Origin of the sequence: Acinetobacter sp. 226-1, from assembly GCF_030329325.1 — a bacterium.
Classification (GTDB): Bacteria; Pseudomonadota; Gammaproteobacteria; order Pseudomonadales; family Moraxellaceae; genus Acinetobacter; species Acinetobacter sichuanensis.
On record NZ_JACANU010000002.1, the window covers coordinates 242,336 to 256,774 of the forward strand.

Genomic DNA, 14,439 nt, shown 5'->3' on the forward strand with positions numbered 1-14,439 from the left:
GAGTGAAATACTGAATAATGCGTAATGAAGTTTTACATGGATATTTAATTCATCATCGTAAATATCGTGAGCGAAGTCATATTGTGCATTTGTTTACGCAAGAGCATGGGCGTGTCGATGGTATTTTAAGACAGACGCCACCACCACAATATCAACCAATTACATTACAAGCTTCGGGTAAGTCAGAGTTAAAAAACTTTTCCAAATTAGAAATCTTGAACCAACCCATTTTTTTTTATGGTGATGCTTTTTTCTCAGGCTTTTATCTCAATGAAGTTATTCTTCGTTTATGCCCACTTGAAGAAGCAATGCCTGAAACTTTTGCACAATATCATATTACATTGCAGCATCTACAAAATTTGGCTGAGCATTCACAAGCAGATTTATTTTTAAGACAAATTTTACGTCAGTTTGAACACGCATTATTAGAAGAGCTTGGTTATCCTTTAGATTATCAGCATGATGCTCACCAGTATGAAATTAGTGTAAATCAAAGTTATCAGTTTCAGTTATCAGATGGTTTTATTCCTGTGGCACATCACTCGCCTGCAACTTTGTTGGGAAAGCAAATTTTGAGTATGGCTCATTATGAAAAGGGTATGGATTTTAGTTCAGAACAGTTACAATTATTAGCGAAGCTTTATCGGCAAATGATTAGCTCATTACTCGGTGATCGACCTTTGAAAAGTCGTCAGCTTTGGATTCAAAATTCTCAATCGAAAATGGCGAAACATTAATTTTTAAAATTTATTCTTATTAGGAAAATGGTATGGCTGCATTGCTTGGTGTAAACATTGATCATGTTGCGACTTTAAGACAAGCACGTGGAACGATTTATCCTGATCCTGTAAAAGCGGCATTAATTTGTGAACAAGCAGGGGCAGAAGGGATTACTCTACATTTACGTGAAGATCGTCGTCATATTCAAGATGATGATGTACGTCGTATGCGTCCTGTTTTAAAAACAAGAATGAACTTAGAAATCGCAGTTACAGATGAAATGGTGGCATTTGCCAAAGAAATTCAGCCACATCATGTATGTTTTGTACCTGAAAAGCGTCAAGAAATCACGACAGAAGGTGGTTTAGATGTCGTTGGGCATTTTGAAGATGTTCAGGCTGCTACTCAGGCACTCACTGCCATTGGTTGTGATGTTTCCTTGTTTATTGATCCTGATTTTGCTCAGATTGATGCAGCAATCGCTTGTGGTGCCCCAACGATTGAGCTTCATACAGGTGCGTATGCAGATGCAGAAACAGCAGAAGCTCAACAGGTAGAATTACAACGTATTATCAAAGGTACGGAGTATGCTGCATCTAAAGGTTTGGTTGTTAATGCTGGACATGGTTTGAACCTTGAAAATGTTGCTCCAATAGCAGCAATTCCTCAAATTCATGAATTGAATATTGGACATTCAATTATTGCAGAAAGCGTATTTGTCGGTTTAACGCAAGCTGTGAAGGATATGAAAGCAGCGATTCAAGCCGCAGGCTAATTTTCTTTTACTCTCTTAATTGTTGTTGAATATTTCATGTCTAATATTAATTATGATGAACTCATGCAACCTGTCATTGCTTTTTTAGGTTGCGAAACGCCTAAAGCATGGTTAGATGAGGCATTAAATAATTTACCCTTGCTGATGCAAGATCATGCCAATTGTGAAAAAAAAGCAGCAGGAACAGCCATGAATTTGATGTTCCGTTATAGCTTTTTTACCGATTTACAAGTGAAATTAGCACAGCTTGTACGTGAAGAAATGTTGCATTATGAGCAAGTGCTTGAGTTTATGACCAAACGAGGTTATGAGTGGAAAGGTTTAAGTGCAGGACGTTATGCGGGGGGGTTACGCAAAGAAATCCGTACCTATGAGCCTGAAGCTTTGATTGATGTTTTAGTCATAGGCGCATTTGTTGAAGCACGCTCTTGCGAGCGATTTCATGCACTTGCACCAATTGTAGATGATGAATTAGGGCGCTATTATCGCTATCTGTTAAAGTCTGAATCACGCCATTATGAAGACTATTTGGCTTTAGCTTTAGATGTTGCAAAGACGTCAAAGCTGAAAGATCCAGAAGAAACGATTCAGCAACGAATTGAGTTTATTCGAGAAGTTGAAAAAAATTTAATTTTAAGCCCCGATGAGAGCTTCCGTTTTCATAGTGGTGTACCCGTTAAGGTTGCTGCATAAGTCATTAAGAAAAAGAAGCGATAAGTTCGCTTCTTTTTTATTTCGTCTAGAACATATTTTATCTATCAAATTATTAAATGATCGAAGTCTTTGCTTGAGTATTTTATTTATATGACAGGTTTAGATTTTTAGAAAAAGTAAATTTATTTTATATAAAAAAAGCCCACTTCGTAATGAGTGGGCTTTTAGAATTTGGCTCTCCAACCTGGGCTCGAACCAGGGACCTGCGGATTAACAGTCCGTCGCTCTACCGACTGAGCTATTGGAGAATCTGCATGCGATTATAAGGACATTTCCCACAGGGTCAAGCTTTAAATGTCATGTTTTCTTCATTTTTATCTTGTATGTTCTATATTTGAACAAAAAAGACAATTCTAAGAAAAAAACTTGCATGTCTAGGCGGAGCTTGTTAGTTTAATTGCATAGATCGTTTAAATGAAAATTTAAACAGTGTGGATTTAACTCACTTGCCAGCACAAAAATGGCTAAACAGGAGAAAGCGAATGAATACGCTCACTATCTCAAATATATTTTCAAATTTTTCTTTTTATAAGGAAAATTATCTTTCATTGATTCATGATCCAACCCATTATTTTACACCTGTTGAAGATGCCTATATTGAGGCTTGGCCTGCTGCAAAAAAAAGTCTAGTTTTAGGAGATTTATTGCAATTATGGTTCAGTGAAAAGTGGTTGTTGAATGATTCCATTCAAAATTTATTTGATGTACAGAGCAAAAAACGTATTTCAGTTTTGTCTCAGGATGTCTATGTTTATCAAATTACAGGTAATCTTTTGACTGGATCTAATCAATCTAAAGCTTGGTCATTAAAAAAACAGCAAGGCTCAGACGTTTCTTTAGATCGTGTTGTTAAATTTTATGCTGAATGTTGGGCTTTGAATCGACCACATTTTAATTTTTTAGTTCAACATAAAACAGCATAGGGTTATGCGTTAAGGTTAAATGCTATTTCATTGTAAAATGAGCAATTATTTATATCAGTCTTTAAGCCTTTAAAAAGTATATTTCTGATTTGGATGATGTTATATCACAAAGAGATAAGAATTTTTGATATAAAAAAAGGCAAAGTAAAACTTTGCCTTTTTAGATCTCAATAGACCTTAGTGGTGATGACCACCTACACCATGAACATGACCATGTTCTAATTCTTCAGCTGAAGCTTCACGAATTTCAACGATTTCTACTTCAAAAGTAAGATCTTGACCTGCTAATGGGAAGTTAGCATCAACGACAACATTGTCGCCTTCAACTGCTTTAACAGTAACGATTTGAACGCCATCATCAGTTTGAGCTTGGAACTGCATACCAGCTTCGATGTTCTCAACACCTTGGAACATTTGAGCAGGAACTTCTTGAACTAGATCAGGATTATATTCGCCATAACCTTCAGCAGCAGGAACGTTTACTGTAAATTTTTCACCTACAGTTTTACCTTCTAAAGCTTTTTCTAAACCAGGAATGATGTTACCTGCGCCATGCAAATATGCTAGTGGCTCACCTTGTGATTTATCGAGAGTTTCACCCTCAGCGTTAGTCAACGTATAGTGGAAAGAAACCACTTGGTTATTTGCAATAGCAGTCATGTTATTGATCCATTCGATAACGATAGTTTTAAGTGTACATCATAAAGTGAAATGCAATTTTTGTAGACTAAATTTACGAAAAAAAAGCATTTTTACCACTTTTTTGATGGTTTTTTCATTAATATGGGCGAATTTTTAAATTTCAATGCAATTTTATTCTTGGCGTAATTTTCCGTGTAACAAAATCTTTTGCTGTGAGTAAGCCTGCATGTGTATAACCATAAATTGTGGCTTGATGCATTCGATATAGAGAAACATACATAGATTTCGCAACAAAGCCTTGTACATTGACTTGACCCAATAATTCACCTACAGCTTTGTTTTTACTCAGCGAAACTAAAGAGCCTTTATCTGAAAATTGGAACATTGGCTGTTGGCTGCCATGAATTCTTGCTTTGAGTGCATCAAGCATAAAGCTTGCTTGTTGACTTGCAACTTGTGCGCGAGGTCCTAAAGCACCTTCACGTGCATCTAAAATACAGTTGGCACAATCACCAATTGCAAAAATATTTGGATCAGTTTTGGTTTGTAATGTTGCGTAGACTTCTAAACGACCCATACGATCTTTTTTAAAGTCTGGTAATTCTGCAATCACTTTTGGTGTTTTAATGCCCGCAGCCCATACTTTAAGCTCAGCTTGAATACTGCTACCGTCGTTAAAATAAACGCGTTCAGCATCAACTTTTTCTACACGTTTTGCGGTTAATACATCAATTTTCATTCGTTGCAGTTGTTTGTCAGCATGCTCTGCAATTTTTTCTGAAAGGGCAGGTAAAATACGATCTGCTCCTTCAATCAGTGAAATTTTAACTTGATTTGGATTAATTTTGTTTAAGCCATATTTATAAAAATTTTGTTTTGCTTCAACAAGCTCTGCTGATAATTCAACTCCCGTTGCACCTGCACCAATCACAGCGATATTTAGATGACGTTCAGTATTGGTATTTTGTGCATCGAGATATAAATGCAGAAGATCTTGCTGGAAAATTTCAGCCTGTTGTAAGCTGTCAAGATAATGACAATATTCCTTTACACCTGGAGTATTAAAGTCATTTGAAACAGAACCAACCGCGAGTACTAAAGTGTCATAAGCAAGCGTTTGTTTTTCACTGGCTGCTTCGTATTTTGTGGTTTGAGGTTTACTGAGGGTAATTTCCTGTTTTTCACGGTCTAAACTTTCAAAACGTCCTTGTACAAACTCATAATGATGCTTTGCTGCATGTGCATAATAATTGGTGCCTTCATCATTTGGGTTCATGGTACCTGCTGCAATTTCATGCAATAAAGGTTTCCAGATATGAGTGAGTTTCTGGTCTACAAGTGTAATTTTGGCTTTATTTGCTTTACCAAGTGTATCACCAAGTTGTGTAACCAACTCAAGACCGCCAGCACCGCCGCCAACGATCACAATATGATGAAGTTTAGACATAATTTACCTAATAGTTGTTATAAAAGATGACATTAATATGCCACCAGATACACAATTATTCGGCTTTTTTGTTTTACAATTTACATATTTACAATAAAACAAAGTAAAAGCGTTGGATTTTTTTATTGTTTAAAATCCAAACAGGTTTTTTAGCCAATCAAGAAGGCGTTCAAACCAAGATGCTTGTTCAATATATACGTCATCTTCTATATCAAAAGATTGTAATAAAGCATCATTTTGGTAAACATTGACTTTCGCTAAGTGCATCATTTTTGCCAATGGCGCGGTTAATGACGCTTCATTGAGTTCTACATTTAAATGTGTTTCTGTATGTTGTAGCGGTTCAATGGCTGTTAACAAACCTGTTGCATCATTTTGCATGATCTTAGAGTTGAGATTATCAAAAAGCATTAAATCGATCGGTTGCGGATTGTTATATAAACTTGTGGTCACGATTTGCGGTTTTTTGGCTTCAACTTTAAAAATTTTTAAGGTTGATTTGACCACTGGAAGTTCCGCAATCAGTTGTTTATCTTCAATGACGACTTCATCACGTGTATAAGCATAAGCAAGGTTGAGTAATTTGTGGGCAACTTCTGCACGTTTTGCTGCATTTTTTGTTCCCATAACAACAACAATTAGGCGTCGCTCTGGTGCAATACTGAGTCCTGAAGGACGGTGTGCGCTTAAAGCTAAATTATAACCTGCTGCTTTAGTAAAGCCTGTTTTTAAGCCATCAACACTTGGATCTGTTTTTAAAATCAAATTTGTTGCATGGTGAAAACGCTGATTATAACTAAAACTTGGTAGCACTGAGTAATGCAAGTAGTCTGGAGTCTGCACTGCGACAGCTTCACTAAGCAAAGCCATATCATGTGCAGTTGATAAATGGTCAGGCATTGTCACACCAGGCGCATTTGAAAAATGAGTATTTTTCATGCCCAAAGCCTGAGCTTCCTGATTCATTCGTGCGACAAAAGTTGGCACATCACCTGAAATACGTTCAGCTAAAGTCACAGCCGCGTCATTTGCAGACATGACGATCAAACCTGCGATCAATTGATCAACCGTAATCTGTTCACCTTCTTTAAGATACATTTGGGACTCGTCCCATTGCACCATTTTAACGACTGGTGTTGCAGTAAGAATTTCATTTTTCTTTAAATGACCTGCTTTTATTTCTTTTAAAGCAATATAAGCCACCATCATTTTTGTCATTGAGGCTGGGGCACGTTGTAGATGACTATTATGCTCAGCAATCGTTTGACCTGTTTGTGTGTCTAAGATTGTCCAAGCTTCAGCTTCAACAGAAAGGGGATTAATATTTAGTAAAGCAGCATTCACTAGCGTGGAGCAAACGAGACTCATTAACGCAATGAAGAAAGTGAAAATTCTCAACGGGGTTACCTTTAAAGCCGATGAATACATGAGAAAGCAGAGCAGCATGCTATGCCTTTTTTTCTGTGCTGGCTAGTGAATATGATCAAGAAATCGCGCGAATAAAGCACGACTTTGTAAAAAATGTTAATCTTGGAAGTAATTACCTTAATATTTTTTTTGAATACGGCTTATGTTGCATTATCAAATTGAATTTGACGAATATCGTCAGCATCTTATTCATGTTACTTTGCGCTTTCTTGCTCAGCCAACGCAAATTTTGTCTTTACCTACGTGGATTCCTGGTAGTTACCTAATTCGTGAATTTGCGAAGCATATCGAATCTGTAAAAGCCTACGATGAAGCAGGTCGCCAGCTTAAAATTACCAAATTTGAAAAAAATCAGTGGCGTTTATATAACACTGATTATGAGCTTATTACCGTTGAATATGACGTCTATGCTTATGATTTGTCTGTACGAGGTGCCTATGTTGACCAAACTCGACTCTATGTAAATCCTGCTTGTGTCTGCTTAGGGTTGCAAGATCAAGAGCATTCACCTATCGAACTGGAAATATTTTTACCTGAAGAATTAAAACATTTCCAAATCGCGACAGGTTTGTCTGCAAAAAGTTTGGTTAAAGGGCGTTATACGCTCAAAGCAGACAATTATGCTCAATTGATTGATGCACCGTTTGAGTTGGCTGATCAAACACGTTTTAGCTTTGAGGCGCATGGGATTGCTCATGAATTTGTGGTTTCTGGTCAGCATGCAATGAATGCTGAACGTATGAAACAAGACATTGAAAAAATTTGTAGTACTGAAATCGCAATGTTTGGTTCAGCACCATTTGAAAACTACACATTTATGACAATGGCAACAGGCAATAGTTATGGTGGGCTAGAGCATCCAAATAGTACAAGTTTAATCACACCACGTGATGATTTACCTAAAGCTGATGAACCTGTTGAACCTTCGGCAGATTATCAACGCTTTTTAGGCTTATGTAGTCATGAATATTTTCATTCATGGTTGGTTAAATTTATTCGTCCTGAAAATTTAGCAACTTATGATTTAAATAAAGAAAGTTTGACATCTTTATTATGGATTTTTGAAGGATTTACATCTTATTACGATGACTTAATTTTGTATCGTAGCGGCGTGATTTCTCAAGCATCTTATTTAAAATTGCTGAAAACACAGATTGATCGTTATTTGCAAAATCCAGGACGTTTTATTCAGACTGTTTCTGAGTCAAGTTTTGATGCGTGGATTAAATTCTATCGTCAAGATGAAAACTCGAATAATGCAGGCACAAGCTACTATAATAAAGGATGTTTGGTGGCATTATGCCTAGATTTAGGTTTAAGAATCAAAGGTTCAAGTCTAGATTTAGTCATGCGTAAATTGTATGAAAATACACAAAAAGGCATTCAGGTGAATGAACGTACAATTTTTGACATTTGTCAGGAATTAACAGGAGATCATTGGGGCGAGCAGATTAATCATTTGATTAATACAACTGAAGAATTGCCATTAGATCAGCTATTCCCAGAGTTTGGTATTCAGTTTGAACTGAAAAATGAAAAGACTTTGGCTTTTGGTTTGAAAGTCGCTGAAAAACCTGAAGGTGTATTGATTCAGCAGGTACGCCGTGATGGTGCTGGTGCAAATGCAGGTTTATCAGCCAATGATGTCATTATTGCTATTGATGGGCTGAAGGCATCAGAAAAACTGTTAAATAAATATGCAAAACAGCAAGGTACATTTACTGTTTATGCTTTCCGCCGTGACGAATTACTACAATTTGAATTGCAAGGCGGTGAAGTTTATCTCAGCACTGTTGAATTGGTGGTTGCAGATCAAAGTAAAGCCGAAAAATGGTTAAAACCTTAATCTAAGTGGTTGAAATTAAGCACTTTTCGGAGTGCTTTTTTATGCATAAACTTTGTGCTTTTTCGCTTCGAGTCCATTCTTTTTAAAATGCCCATGATGATAAAATGGAGCCAGTTGTTGAATCAATGTTTGAGTCAGTTCTGTTCTGTTAAATGAACTGTAATGTTCAGAAATTTGTCCTAAATGTTGAATAGATTTTCGCTGAATATATTTTTTATCCAAATATTTTTCAATTAAATCAGTTGTTTCTAATTCATTTAAGCAAATAGATGTGACAATCGCACCTGTATGGATTGCTTCCGATAACATGGTAATACTATCTTCTGTCACGAAAATAAATTTACTCTGTATCATTTGTTCATAAATTTCGATATTTTGCTGAGCATCAATAATTTTGATGTTTTGAGCCAAAACTAGAGATCGTACTTTTTCACTCAACTCAGGTGTTCGTCGTGAACAAATAATCGTGCCTTCAAGCTGTTTTGTTTGAGTAAAATGAACAAAATGTGTGATTATTTCTGTGAATTGTTGTTTTGAGAAAGGATATTCTTTAGTACTTCCACCTAAGAGTAAGACTGCCTGATGGTTTGGTTGTATGGTTGCTGAACTAAATTTTGCTGAAACAGGAGGAGTATTTAAAATAATTTGTTTACAATTCACATTTTGTGGAAGTGCAGTAATACTAAAATCAATCAATTGATCATTAAAGCCTCTTAAGTTTCCAACGTATAAAAGAAGAATATTATATCGATGTGCTAAATAAGCTGCATAAATTAAATTAGGCATTCCAGAACAAATGATGACTTCAATATCTTTTATATTTTGCGGTTCAACTTTAAAAATAAGTTTTCCTAACAATTTGAATAAATAAGGAAAATGAGAAATTTTTTTAAATAAGCTAATTAATTTTTTATTTAAATGCTGCGAGAATAAATATTTTTGAAACTGACAAGAATATTTTTCTTGAATAATTTCAGCCACAGCTAATGACGGATTAAGATGACCTTTTCGATCATCATGAATCACTAATACAGATTGATGAAGAGAAGATGCAACCATGAGTAGACCTATGTTTTAGCTTTGTGCTAAATAGCCTAAAGAGCTTTTATTAAACTCTGCTGAAGTCTAGATTAAAAATTGTTTACATCATTTTAATCAATCTAGGAAATCACTTATTTATAAGAAGAAGATTTATGTGAATATTACTTTCACAATAAATAACAACAAGATTAAGATTTTGTCATATTGATCAAAAGAAAAAATTGAATAATAAATAGACAAATTAAGAAATGTGAATCATGGAGTGAAATATGAACAAAATCGTGACACTATTATCAGTGACCACTTTATGGATATTTTCAAATACTGGTTTTGCTGCGGAGTGTACAAAAACACTCAACAATACAGCCGTCAATGATTTGAATGTACCTGTTGGCGCAGTTTGTAAGTTAAATGCCACGGCTGTTGAAGGAAATATTCATGTACAAAAAGGAGCGAGTTTAATTTTAAATAATGCCTCAGTCAGTGGAAATGTTCAGGCAAGTAGTGCTAAAGCAGTTCAATTGATAAACTCAAGCATTGAGGGTGATTTAAATGCTGCCCAAGTTTCTACTGCTTTAAGTCTTGATAAATCTATGATTTCAGGAAAACTATATAGCTCATCTTTGGTCAAACTAAAATCTAATATGAGTAGTGTGGAAGGGCAAACGATAGGGAAATGTAAGTAACTTGTATAGAACAGGTTGCAAATCACGTTAAACATCTTGGTGATATTTAATTATGTTGAAAGCAACCTGATCATTTTAACTCTAAATTATTGGATTACTCAGTTTTTGCTTTTAAACTTTGAGTTAAACCATTGATGTCACCACCTTGTATGCCTAATTCGTTCATTAAGCTATCAATCAAAGGTGCTTGAGTACGATAACGTAAAGCACTATTGACGACTTGATCTGACAAAGCGACTTGTCCTTGTTCAGCACTACCTTCAGTCATGTTAGATGATGAACCAATTCCACCTAAGCCATTGACTTGTAATATTTTAATATCATCAATATTTTCCATTGGTTTAACACTTTCACGAATAATTTCAGGCAAATACTTAAGTAAAGCTAAGCGAATTTGCATTTCAACTTGTTCAGTCGATAAAATATTATTGGCTTCGTTTACTGCGCGCGTACCTTCAGCATCAACTTGATACTGTTTCTCTTGTGCTTGAGCCAAAAGAACTTTTGCATCAGCTTCACCTTTTGCTTTGAGGCGAATTTTTTCAGCCTCAGCTTGTGCTGCTATACGTACTGCTTCAGCATCATCTGCTGCCGCTTTTTTTGCAGCTTCTGCAGCTACAGTAATGGCAATTGCATCTGTTTCAGCAATTTGTTTTGCAGCAACAAGTTCAACAGCCTTAACACGTTCAGCACGTTGAGTTTCACGTACAGTTAAAACTTCTTCTTCCGCTTTTACTGCTTGAGCACGTGCTTGGTCAGCGAGTGCTTTTGCTTCAGATTCAGCACGAGATTTTTCAGCAATCGCAATTGCACGGTCTTGTTCTGCTAATTCAATGGTTTTCTTTTGTTCAACTTGTGCTTTTTGAATCAATTGTGCTTTGACAATATTTTCATTTTCAACATCGCGAGCAGATGCAATACGTTTTAATTCAACCTCACGATCTGCTGCAATGCGAGCTTCTTCCGCTTCACGTTTTTTTGATGCTTCTTGAGAGGCTATTTCAGCCAATTGTTCAGCTTTACGAATTGAAATTTCACGTTCTTGTTGCATTTTTGCATATTCTTCTTCACGTAAAATTTGCAATTGTGCTTGTTGGGTTTCTAAATTTTTCGCTTTAATTGCGAGGTCAGCATCTTGTTCAATGTCATTACGTTTTTTACGACGATCTTCAATCGTTTCAGTGAGTTTAGTTAAGCCTTCTGCATCAAAAGCATTTTGAGGATTAAAAAATTTAAAGCTTGTTTGGTCTAAGCCAGTTAAAGATACTGTTTCAAGTTCTAGACCATTTTTAAATAAATCTTCAGAAACAACTTGTTGAACTTTTTGAACAAAATCGACACGCTTTTCATGTAATTCTTCCATTGCCATTTCTGCGGCAACAGCACGTAAAGAGTCAACGAATTTACCTTCAACCAAATCTTTTAATTCTGGAGGTGACATGGTTTTTTTACCCAGTGTCTGTGCTGCTGTTGCAATGGACTCCGCTGTTGGTTTTACACGTACATAAAATTCAGCCATGACATCAACACGCATGCGATCACGTGTAATCAGTGCTTGATCTGCTGCACGTTTTACCTCTAAACGTAAAGTATTCATATTTACAGGAATAACTTCATGTAAAACAGGAAGAACAATTGCGCCACCATTTAAGATGACTTTTTCACCACCAAAACCTGTTCGTACAAAAGAAACTTCTTTACTTGAACGTTTATAAAGGCGGGCAATTACAACGCCTATTACAATCAGTGTGGCTAAAATAATGCCTGCAAGAATTAAAATTTGGTATAAAGATGAACTCATCATATAATTTTCTCGTCATTTGTTATAAAAATTTAAAGTTGAATCGCTTGAAAACCATTCACTGTTTTGTGCGTTAATATGACCTCTTGTCCTTGTGAAAAAGTAATGTCAAGTTCAGGTTCGACCAATATATAATGCGTTTGACCAAATTGATCGAGCACTTTGGCTTGAGCGGGATAATTCTGTTTTGCTTGTCCTAAAATAATCAGGGCTGTTCGACCAATCAATTCTTCACTATGTATTGCAGTGGTTTCATCTTGAGGTAAAATTTTTGCAATGATTGCGGTACAAAGGCGTACAAAGGGCATACATAAAAATAAACTGACAGGTGCTGCAATCCAAATTGCTAAATAACTTTGAGTGAACTTAAAGAATACAGCCTGCATTGCAAAACCAAACAAGCTATAAACGGTTAAAAAAATAATGAGCCAAACCAGAACAGGCACACGACCTAAGTAAAGCCAGTCTAAAAATTGTACAAATAAGCTTTGATCTGTATCAAAATCAAGACTATGGCTACCTCCAACTTGTTCAGGAATAAACTGGTCTAAAAAACCCTGAGTAGATGAGCCTAAAATGAGTAATAAGCATTCAAAAATACCTAAAAGCAACATCAAGCATAAGCTGACGCTAAAAAATAAATTTGAAGCATGTGTAAATAATTCCCACATAATGTTTACTCTTGTTGAGTTCACGGTTTATTTGTTCTGATATTTTTATAACCAGTAAAGTGCTGATTATGAGTTAATTCTATTAAGAATCTCAGTTTATATGGTTATTTCAATATTGACAAGATTTTTTTGATATTAGTAATTGTAAATCAATAAGTTATTGATTTTTAGTAAAACAATAAATTTAAAGCAAGGCAGTTGTAATAAATGATAAAGTAGATTATAAATTAGACATATCTAAAACAAGCAATAAAACGAATGATAAGGAGAAAAGGGATTTTAGGAAAAAAAGGAATTAAACTTCAAAATCAATGTTTTCTAAACAATCAGCCTATTGGAAATGAAGTAAAAGGGTTTTATTGATTATTTTAAGCTCAAAAAAATACGCAATGATTGGGGTGATCACTGCGTATAACAACGAATCTGCATACACAAATTCGGTTAAGGAGAAATGTTATGAACTTTGGGGATTGCTCATAACGTGAATTAAATATAATACTGCCTGATAAATACGTCATTAGTTTTCACGTTAATTCATGTTAAATTACGTTAATAAGAGACGATTTATGTTGCTTTTCTTTCCAGAATAAAAAAGCCTTTCAAATGAAAGGCTTTTTTATTGAACAACTTATTTATAACTTAAAAATGGAAAACACCTAAACCATCTTTAATTTCATCAAGCGTATTTTGAGTAATAATACGACATTTATCCGTACCTGTTTTCAAAATATCCATAATGTAATCAGGGTCTTTTGCAAGCTCCATACGACGCTCACGAATTGGTGTGATCAATTCTTTGAGTACACCTTCAAGACGTTTTTTCACAGTACCGTCACCTAAACCACCACGACGATAATGCGCTTTTAATTCTTCAACTTCTTCTTTATTTGGATCAAAAGCATCTAAATAAGTAAATACAATATTTCCTTCGACTTGACCTGGATCTTCGATACGTAGATGGTTTGGATCGGTATACATCGCATTAACTGCTTTCTTGATATCTTTATCAGAAGCATCAAGTACGATTGTATTGCCTAAAGATTTAGACATTTTTGCCTTACCATCAAAACCAGGAAGACGACTCATGTTCGAAAGAAGTGCTTTACACTCAGGTAAAATATCTTGACCAATTTGACGATTTAAACGACGAACAATTTCATTGGTTTGTTCAATCATCGGAATTTGGTCTTCACCTACAGGTACAACTGTTGCTTTAAATGCTGTGATATCAGCAGCTTGTGCTACTGGATAGCATAAGAAACCTGCGGGAATATCACGCTCAAAGCCACGTAATTGAATTTCAGCTTTAATCGTTGGATTACGCTCTAAACGAGAAACTGTAACAAAATTAAGATATAACATTGTCAGTTCATTGAGCGCAGGCAAACATGATTGAACACAAATCGTTGTTTTACTTGGATCAATACCAACGGCTAAATAATCTGTTGCAACTTCAAGAATATTACGGCGAACTTTTTCAAAATTGTCGGCATTATCTGTTAATGCTTGCGCATCTGCTAAAAGTAAATGTTGGTGATGTGAGTCTTGTAAACCTACACGTGAACGTAGTGAACCAACAAAATGACCTAAGTGAAGTTGTCCCGTTGGACGGTCGCCTGTTAGGATGACAGGGCGATTGTCTTGATTACTCATTATTTATTCCACAGCCGTAAGCGACGACATCTGTTGTTGCTAAGAATGTTGCACATTGTACGGCATAATTTTTTTTTATGTCAGCGAAATAA

General features: G+C 35.5%; 13 protein-coding genes and 1 tRNA gene. 6 read left to right on the forward strand and 8 right to left on the reverse strand.

Annotation, left to right across the window (positions count from 1 at the left end; translation table 11 throughout):
* Positions 1-14: 14 nt before the first annotated feature.
* From recO to HX124_RS04610, 3 genes are read left to right on the forward strand one after another with little or no spacing between them, the layout of a single operon-like run.
* Positions 15-737 (forward strand): DNA repair protein RecO, encoded by a 723-nt coding sequence (gene recO / locus HX124_RS04600; protein ID WP_286382269.1) that lies wholly within the window; start codon positions 15-17, stop codon positions 735-737.
* A 32-nt stretch (positions 738-769) separates the two neighbouring features.
* Entirely contained in the window at positions 770-1,495 is a 726-nt protein-coding gene (gene pdxJ / locus HX124_RS04605; protein ID WP_286382083.1) for a pyridoxine 5'-phosphate synthase, read from the forward strand.
* A gap of 36 nt (positions 1,496-1,531) precedes the next feature.
* Positions 1,532-2,188, forward strand: coding sequence for a MiaE family protein (locus HX124_RS04610; protein ID WP_286376573.1), 657 nt, complete (start codon positions 1,532-1,534; stop codon positions 2,186-2,188).
* Between the two features lie 193 nt (positions 2,189-2,381).
* On the opposite strand, the gene HX124_RS04615 is transcribed toward HX124_RS04610, so the two are convergent.
* Positions 2,382-2,457: transfer RNA gene (locus HX124_RS04615), tRNA-Asn, on the reverse strand.
* A gap of 234 nt (positions 2,458-2,691) precedes the next feature.
* Here HX124_RS04615 and HX124_RS04620 point away from each other — a divergent pair.
* Positions 2,692-3,132 carry a hypothetical protein gene (locus HX124_RS04620; RefSeq protein ID WP_286382084.1) on the forward strand — a complete coding sequence of 147 codons (441 nt, stop codon included), beginning with the start codon at positions 2,692-2,694 and terminating at the stop codon, positions 3,130-3,132.
* A gap of 177 nt (positions 3,133-3,309) precedes the next feature.
* Here HX124_RS04620 and HX124_RS04625 read toward each other — a convergent pair whose 3' ends face one another.
* From HX124_RS04625 to HX124_RS04635, 3 genes are all read right to left on the reverse strand, one after another.
* Positions 3,310-3,792, reverse strand: coding sequence for an FKBP-type peptidyl-prolyl cis-trans isomerase (locus tag HX124_RS04625; protein ID WP_107007104.1), 483 nt, complete (start codon positions 3,790-3,792; stop codon positions 3,310-3,312).
* Between the two features lie 142 nt (positions 3,793-3,934).
* Complete coding sequence (locus HX124_RS04630) at positions 3,935-5,221, reverse strand: NAD(P)/FAD-dependent oxidoreductase (protein WP_286382085.1); 1,287 nt, start codon at positions 5,219-5,221, stop codon at positions 3,935-3,937.
* A gap of 129 nt (positions 5,222-5,350) precedes the next feature.
* Positions 5,351-6,619 (reverse strand): D-alanyl-D-alanine carboxypeptidase PBP6B, encoded by a 1,269-nt coding sequence (locus tag HX124_RS04635; RefSeq protein WP_502872805.1) that lies wholly within the window; start codon positions 6,617-6,619, stop codon positions 5,351-5,353.
* A gap of 172 nt (positions 6,620-6,791) precedes the next feature.
* On the opposite strand from HX124_RS04635, the gene HX124_RS04640 reads away from it, so the two are divergent.
* Positions 6,792-8,495 (forward strand): M61 family metallopeptidase, encoded by a 1,704-nt coding sequence (locus HX124_RS04640; protein WP_286382086.1) that lies wholly within the window; start codon positions 6,792-6,794, stop codon positions 8,493-8,495.
* A gap of 39 nt (positions 8,496-8,534) precedes the next feature.
* Here HX124_RS04640 and HX124_RS04645 read toward each other — a convergent pair whose 3' ends face one another.
* Positions 8,535-9,554 carry an ELM1/GtrOC1 family putative glycosyltransferase gene (locus HX124_RS04645; RefSeq protein WP_286382087.1) on the reverse strand — a complete coding sequence of 340 codons (1,020 nt, stop codon included), beginning with the start codon at positions 9,552-9,554 and terminating at the stop codon, positions 8,535-8,537.
* Positions 9,555-9,805: 251 nt separating this feature from the next.
* On the opposite strand from HX124_RS04645, the gene HX124_RS04650 reads away from it, so the two are divergent.
* Positions 9,806-10,222 carry a hypothetical protein gene (locus HX124_RS04650; RefSeq protein WP_286382088.1) on the forward strand — a complete coding sequence of 139 codons (417 nt, stop codon included), beginning with the start codon at positions 9,806-9,808 and terminating at the stop codon, positions 10,220-10,222.
* A gap of 94 nt (positions 10,223-10,316) precedes the next feature.
* Here HX124_RS04650 and HX124_RS04655 read toward each other — a convergent pair whose 3' ends face one another.
* The 3 genes from HX124_RS04655 to trpS all read right to left on the reverse strand — a co-directional run bounded on the left by HX124_RS04655 (position 10,317) and on the right by trpS (position 14,347).
* A complete protein-coding gene (locus tag HX124_RS04655; RefSeq protein WP_286382089.1) occupies positions 10,317-12,026 on the reverse strand; it encodes a flotillin family protein in 1,710 nt (569 codons plus the stop codon).
* A gap of 29 nt (positions 12,027-12,055) precedes the next feature.
* A complete protein-coding gene (locus tag HX124_RS04660) occupies positions 12,056-12,694 on the reverse strand; it encodes a YqiJ family protein (protein WP_286382090.1) in 639 nt (212 codons plus the stop codon).
* A 639-nt stretch (positions 12,695-13,333) separates the two neighbouring features.
* Positions 13,334-14,347, reverse strand: a complete 1,014-nt coding sequence (trpS, locus tag HX124_RS04665) for a tryptophan--tRNA ligase (RefSeq protein WP_286376565.1) — start codon at positions 14,345-14,347, stop codon at positions 13,334-13,336.
* Between the last annotated feature and the right edge of the window lie 92 nt (positions 14,348-14,439).

Coding starts and splice junctions, on each gene's coding strand:
- pdxJ (WP_286382083.1), top strand. CDS start 770: ATGGCTGCATTGCTTGGTGTAAACATTGATCATGTTGCGACTTTAAGA.
- HX124_RS04610 (WP_286376573.1), top strand. CDS start 1,532: ATGTCTAATATTAATTATGATGAACTCATGCAACCTGTCATTGCTTTT.
- HX124_RS04620 (WP_286382084.1), top strand. CDS start 2,692: ATGAATACGCTCACTATCTCAAATATATTTTCAAATTTTTCTTTTTAT.
- HX124_RS04625 (WP_107007104.1), bottom strand. CDS start 3,792: ATGACTGCTATTGCAAATAACCAAGTGGTTTCTTTCCACTATACGTTG.
- HX124_RS04630 (WP_286382085.1), bottom strand. CDS start 5,221: ATGTCTAAACTTCATCATATTGTGATCGTTGGCGGCGGTGCTGGCGGT.
- HX124_RS04640 (WP_286382086.1), top strand. CDS start 6,792: ATGTTGCATTATCAAATTGAATTTGACGAATATCGTCAGCATCTTATT.
- HX124_RS04645 (WP_286382087.1), bottom strand. CDS start 9,554: ATGGTTGCATCTTCTCTTCATCAATCTGTATTAGTGATTCATGATGAT.
- HX124_RS04650 (WP_286382088.1), top strand. CDS start 9,806: ATGAACAAAATCGTGACACTATTATCAGTGACCACTTTATGGATATTT.
- HX124_RS04655 (WP_286382089.1), bottom strand. CDS start 12,026: ATGATGAGTTCATCTTTATACCAAATTTTAATTCTTGCAGGCATTATT.
- HX124_RS04660 (WP_286382090.1), bottom strand. CDS start 12,694: ATGTGGGAATTATTTACACATGCTTCAAATTTATTTTTTAGCGTCAGC.
- trpS (WP_286376565.1), bottom strand. CDS start 14,347: ATGAGTAATCAAGACAATCGCCCTGTCATCCTAACAGGCGACCGTCCA.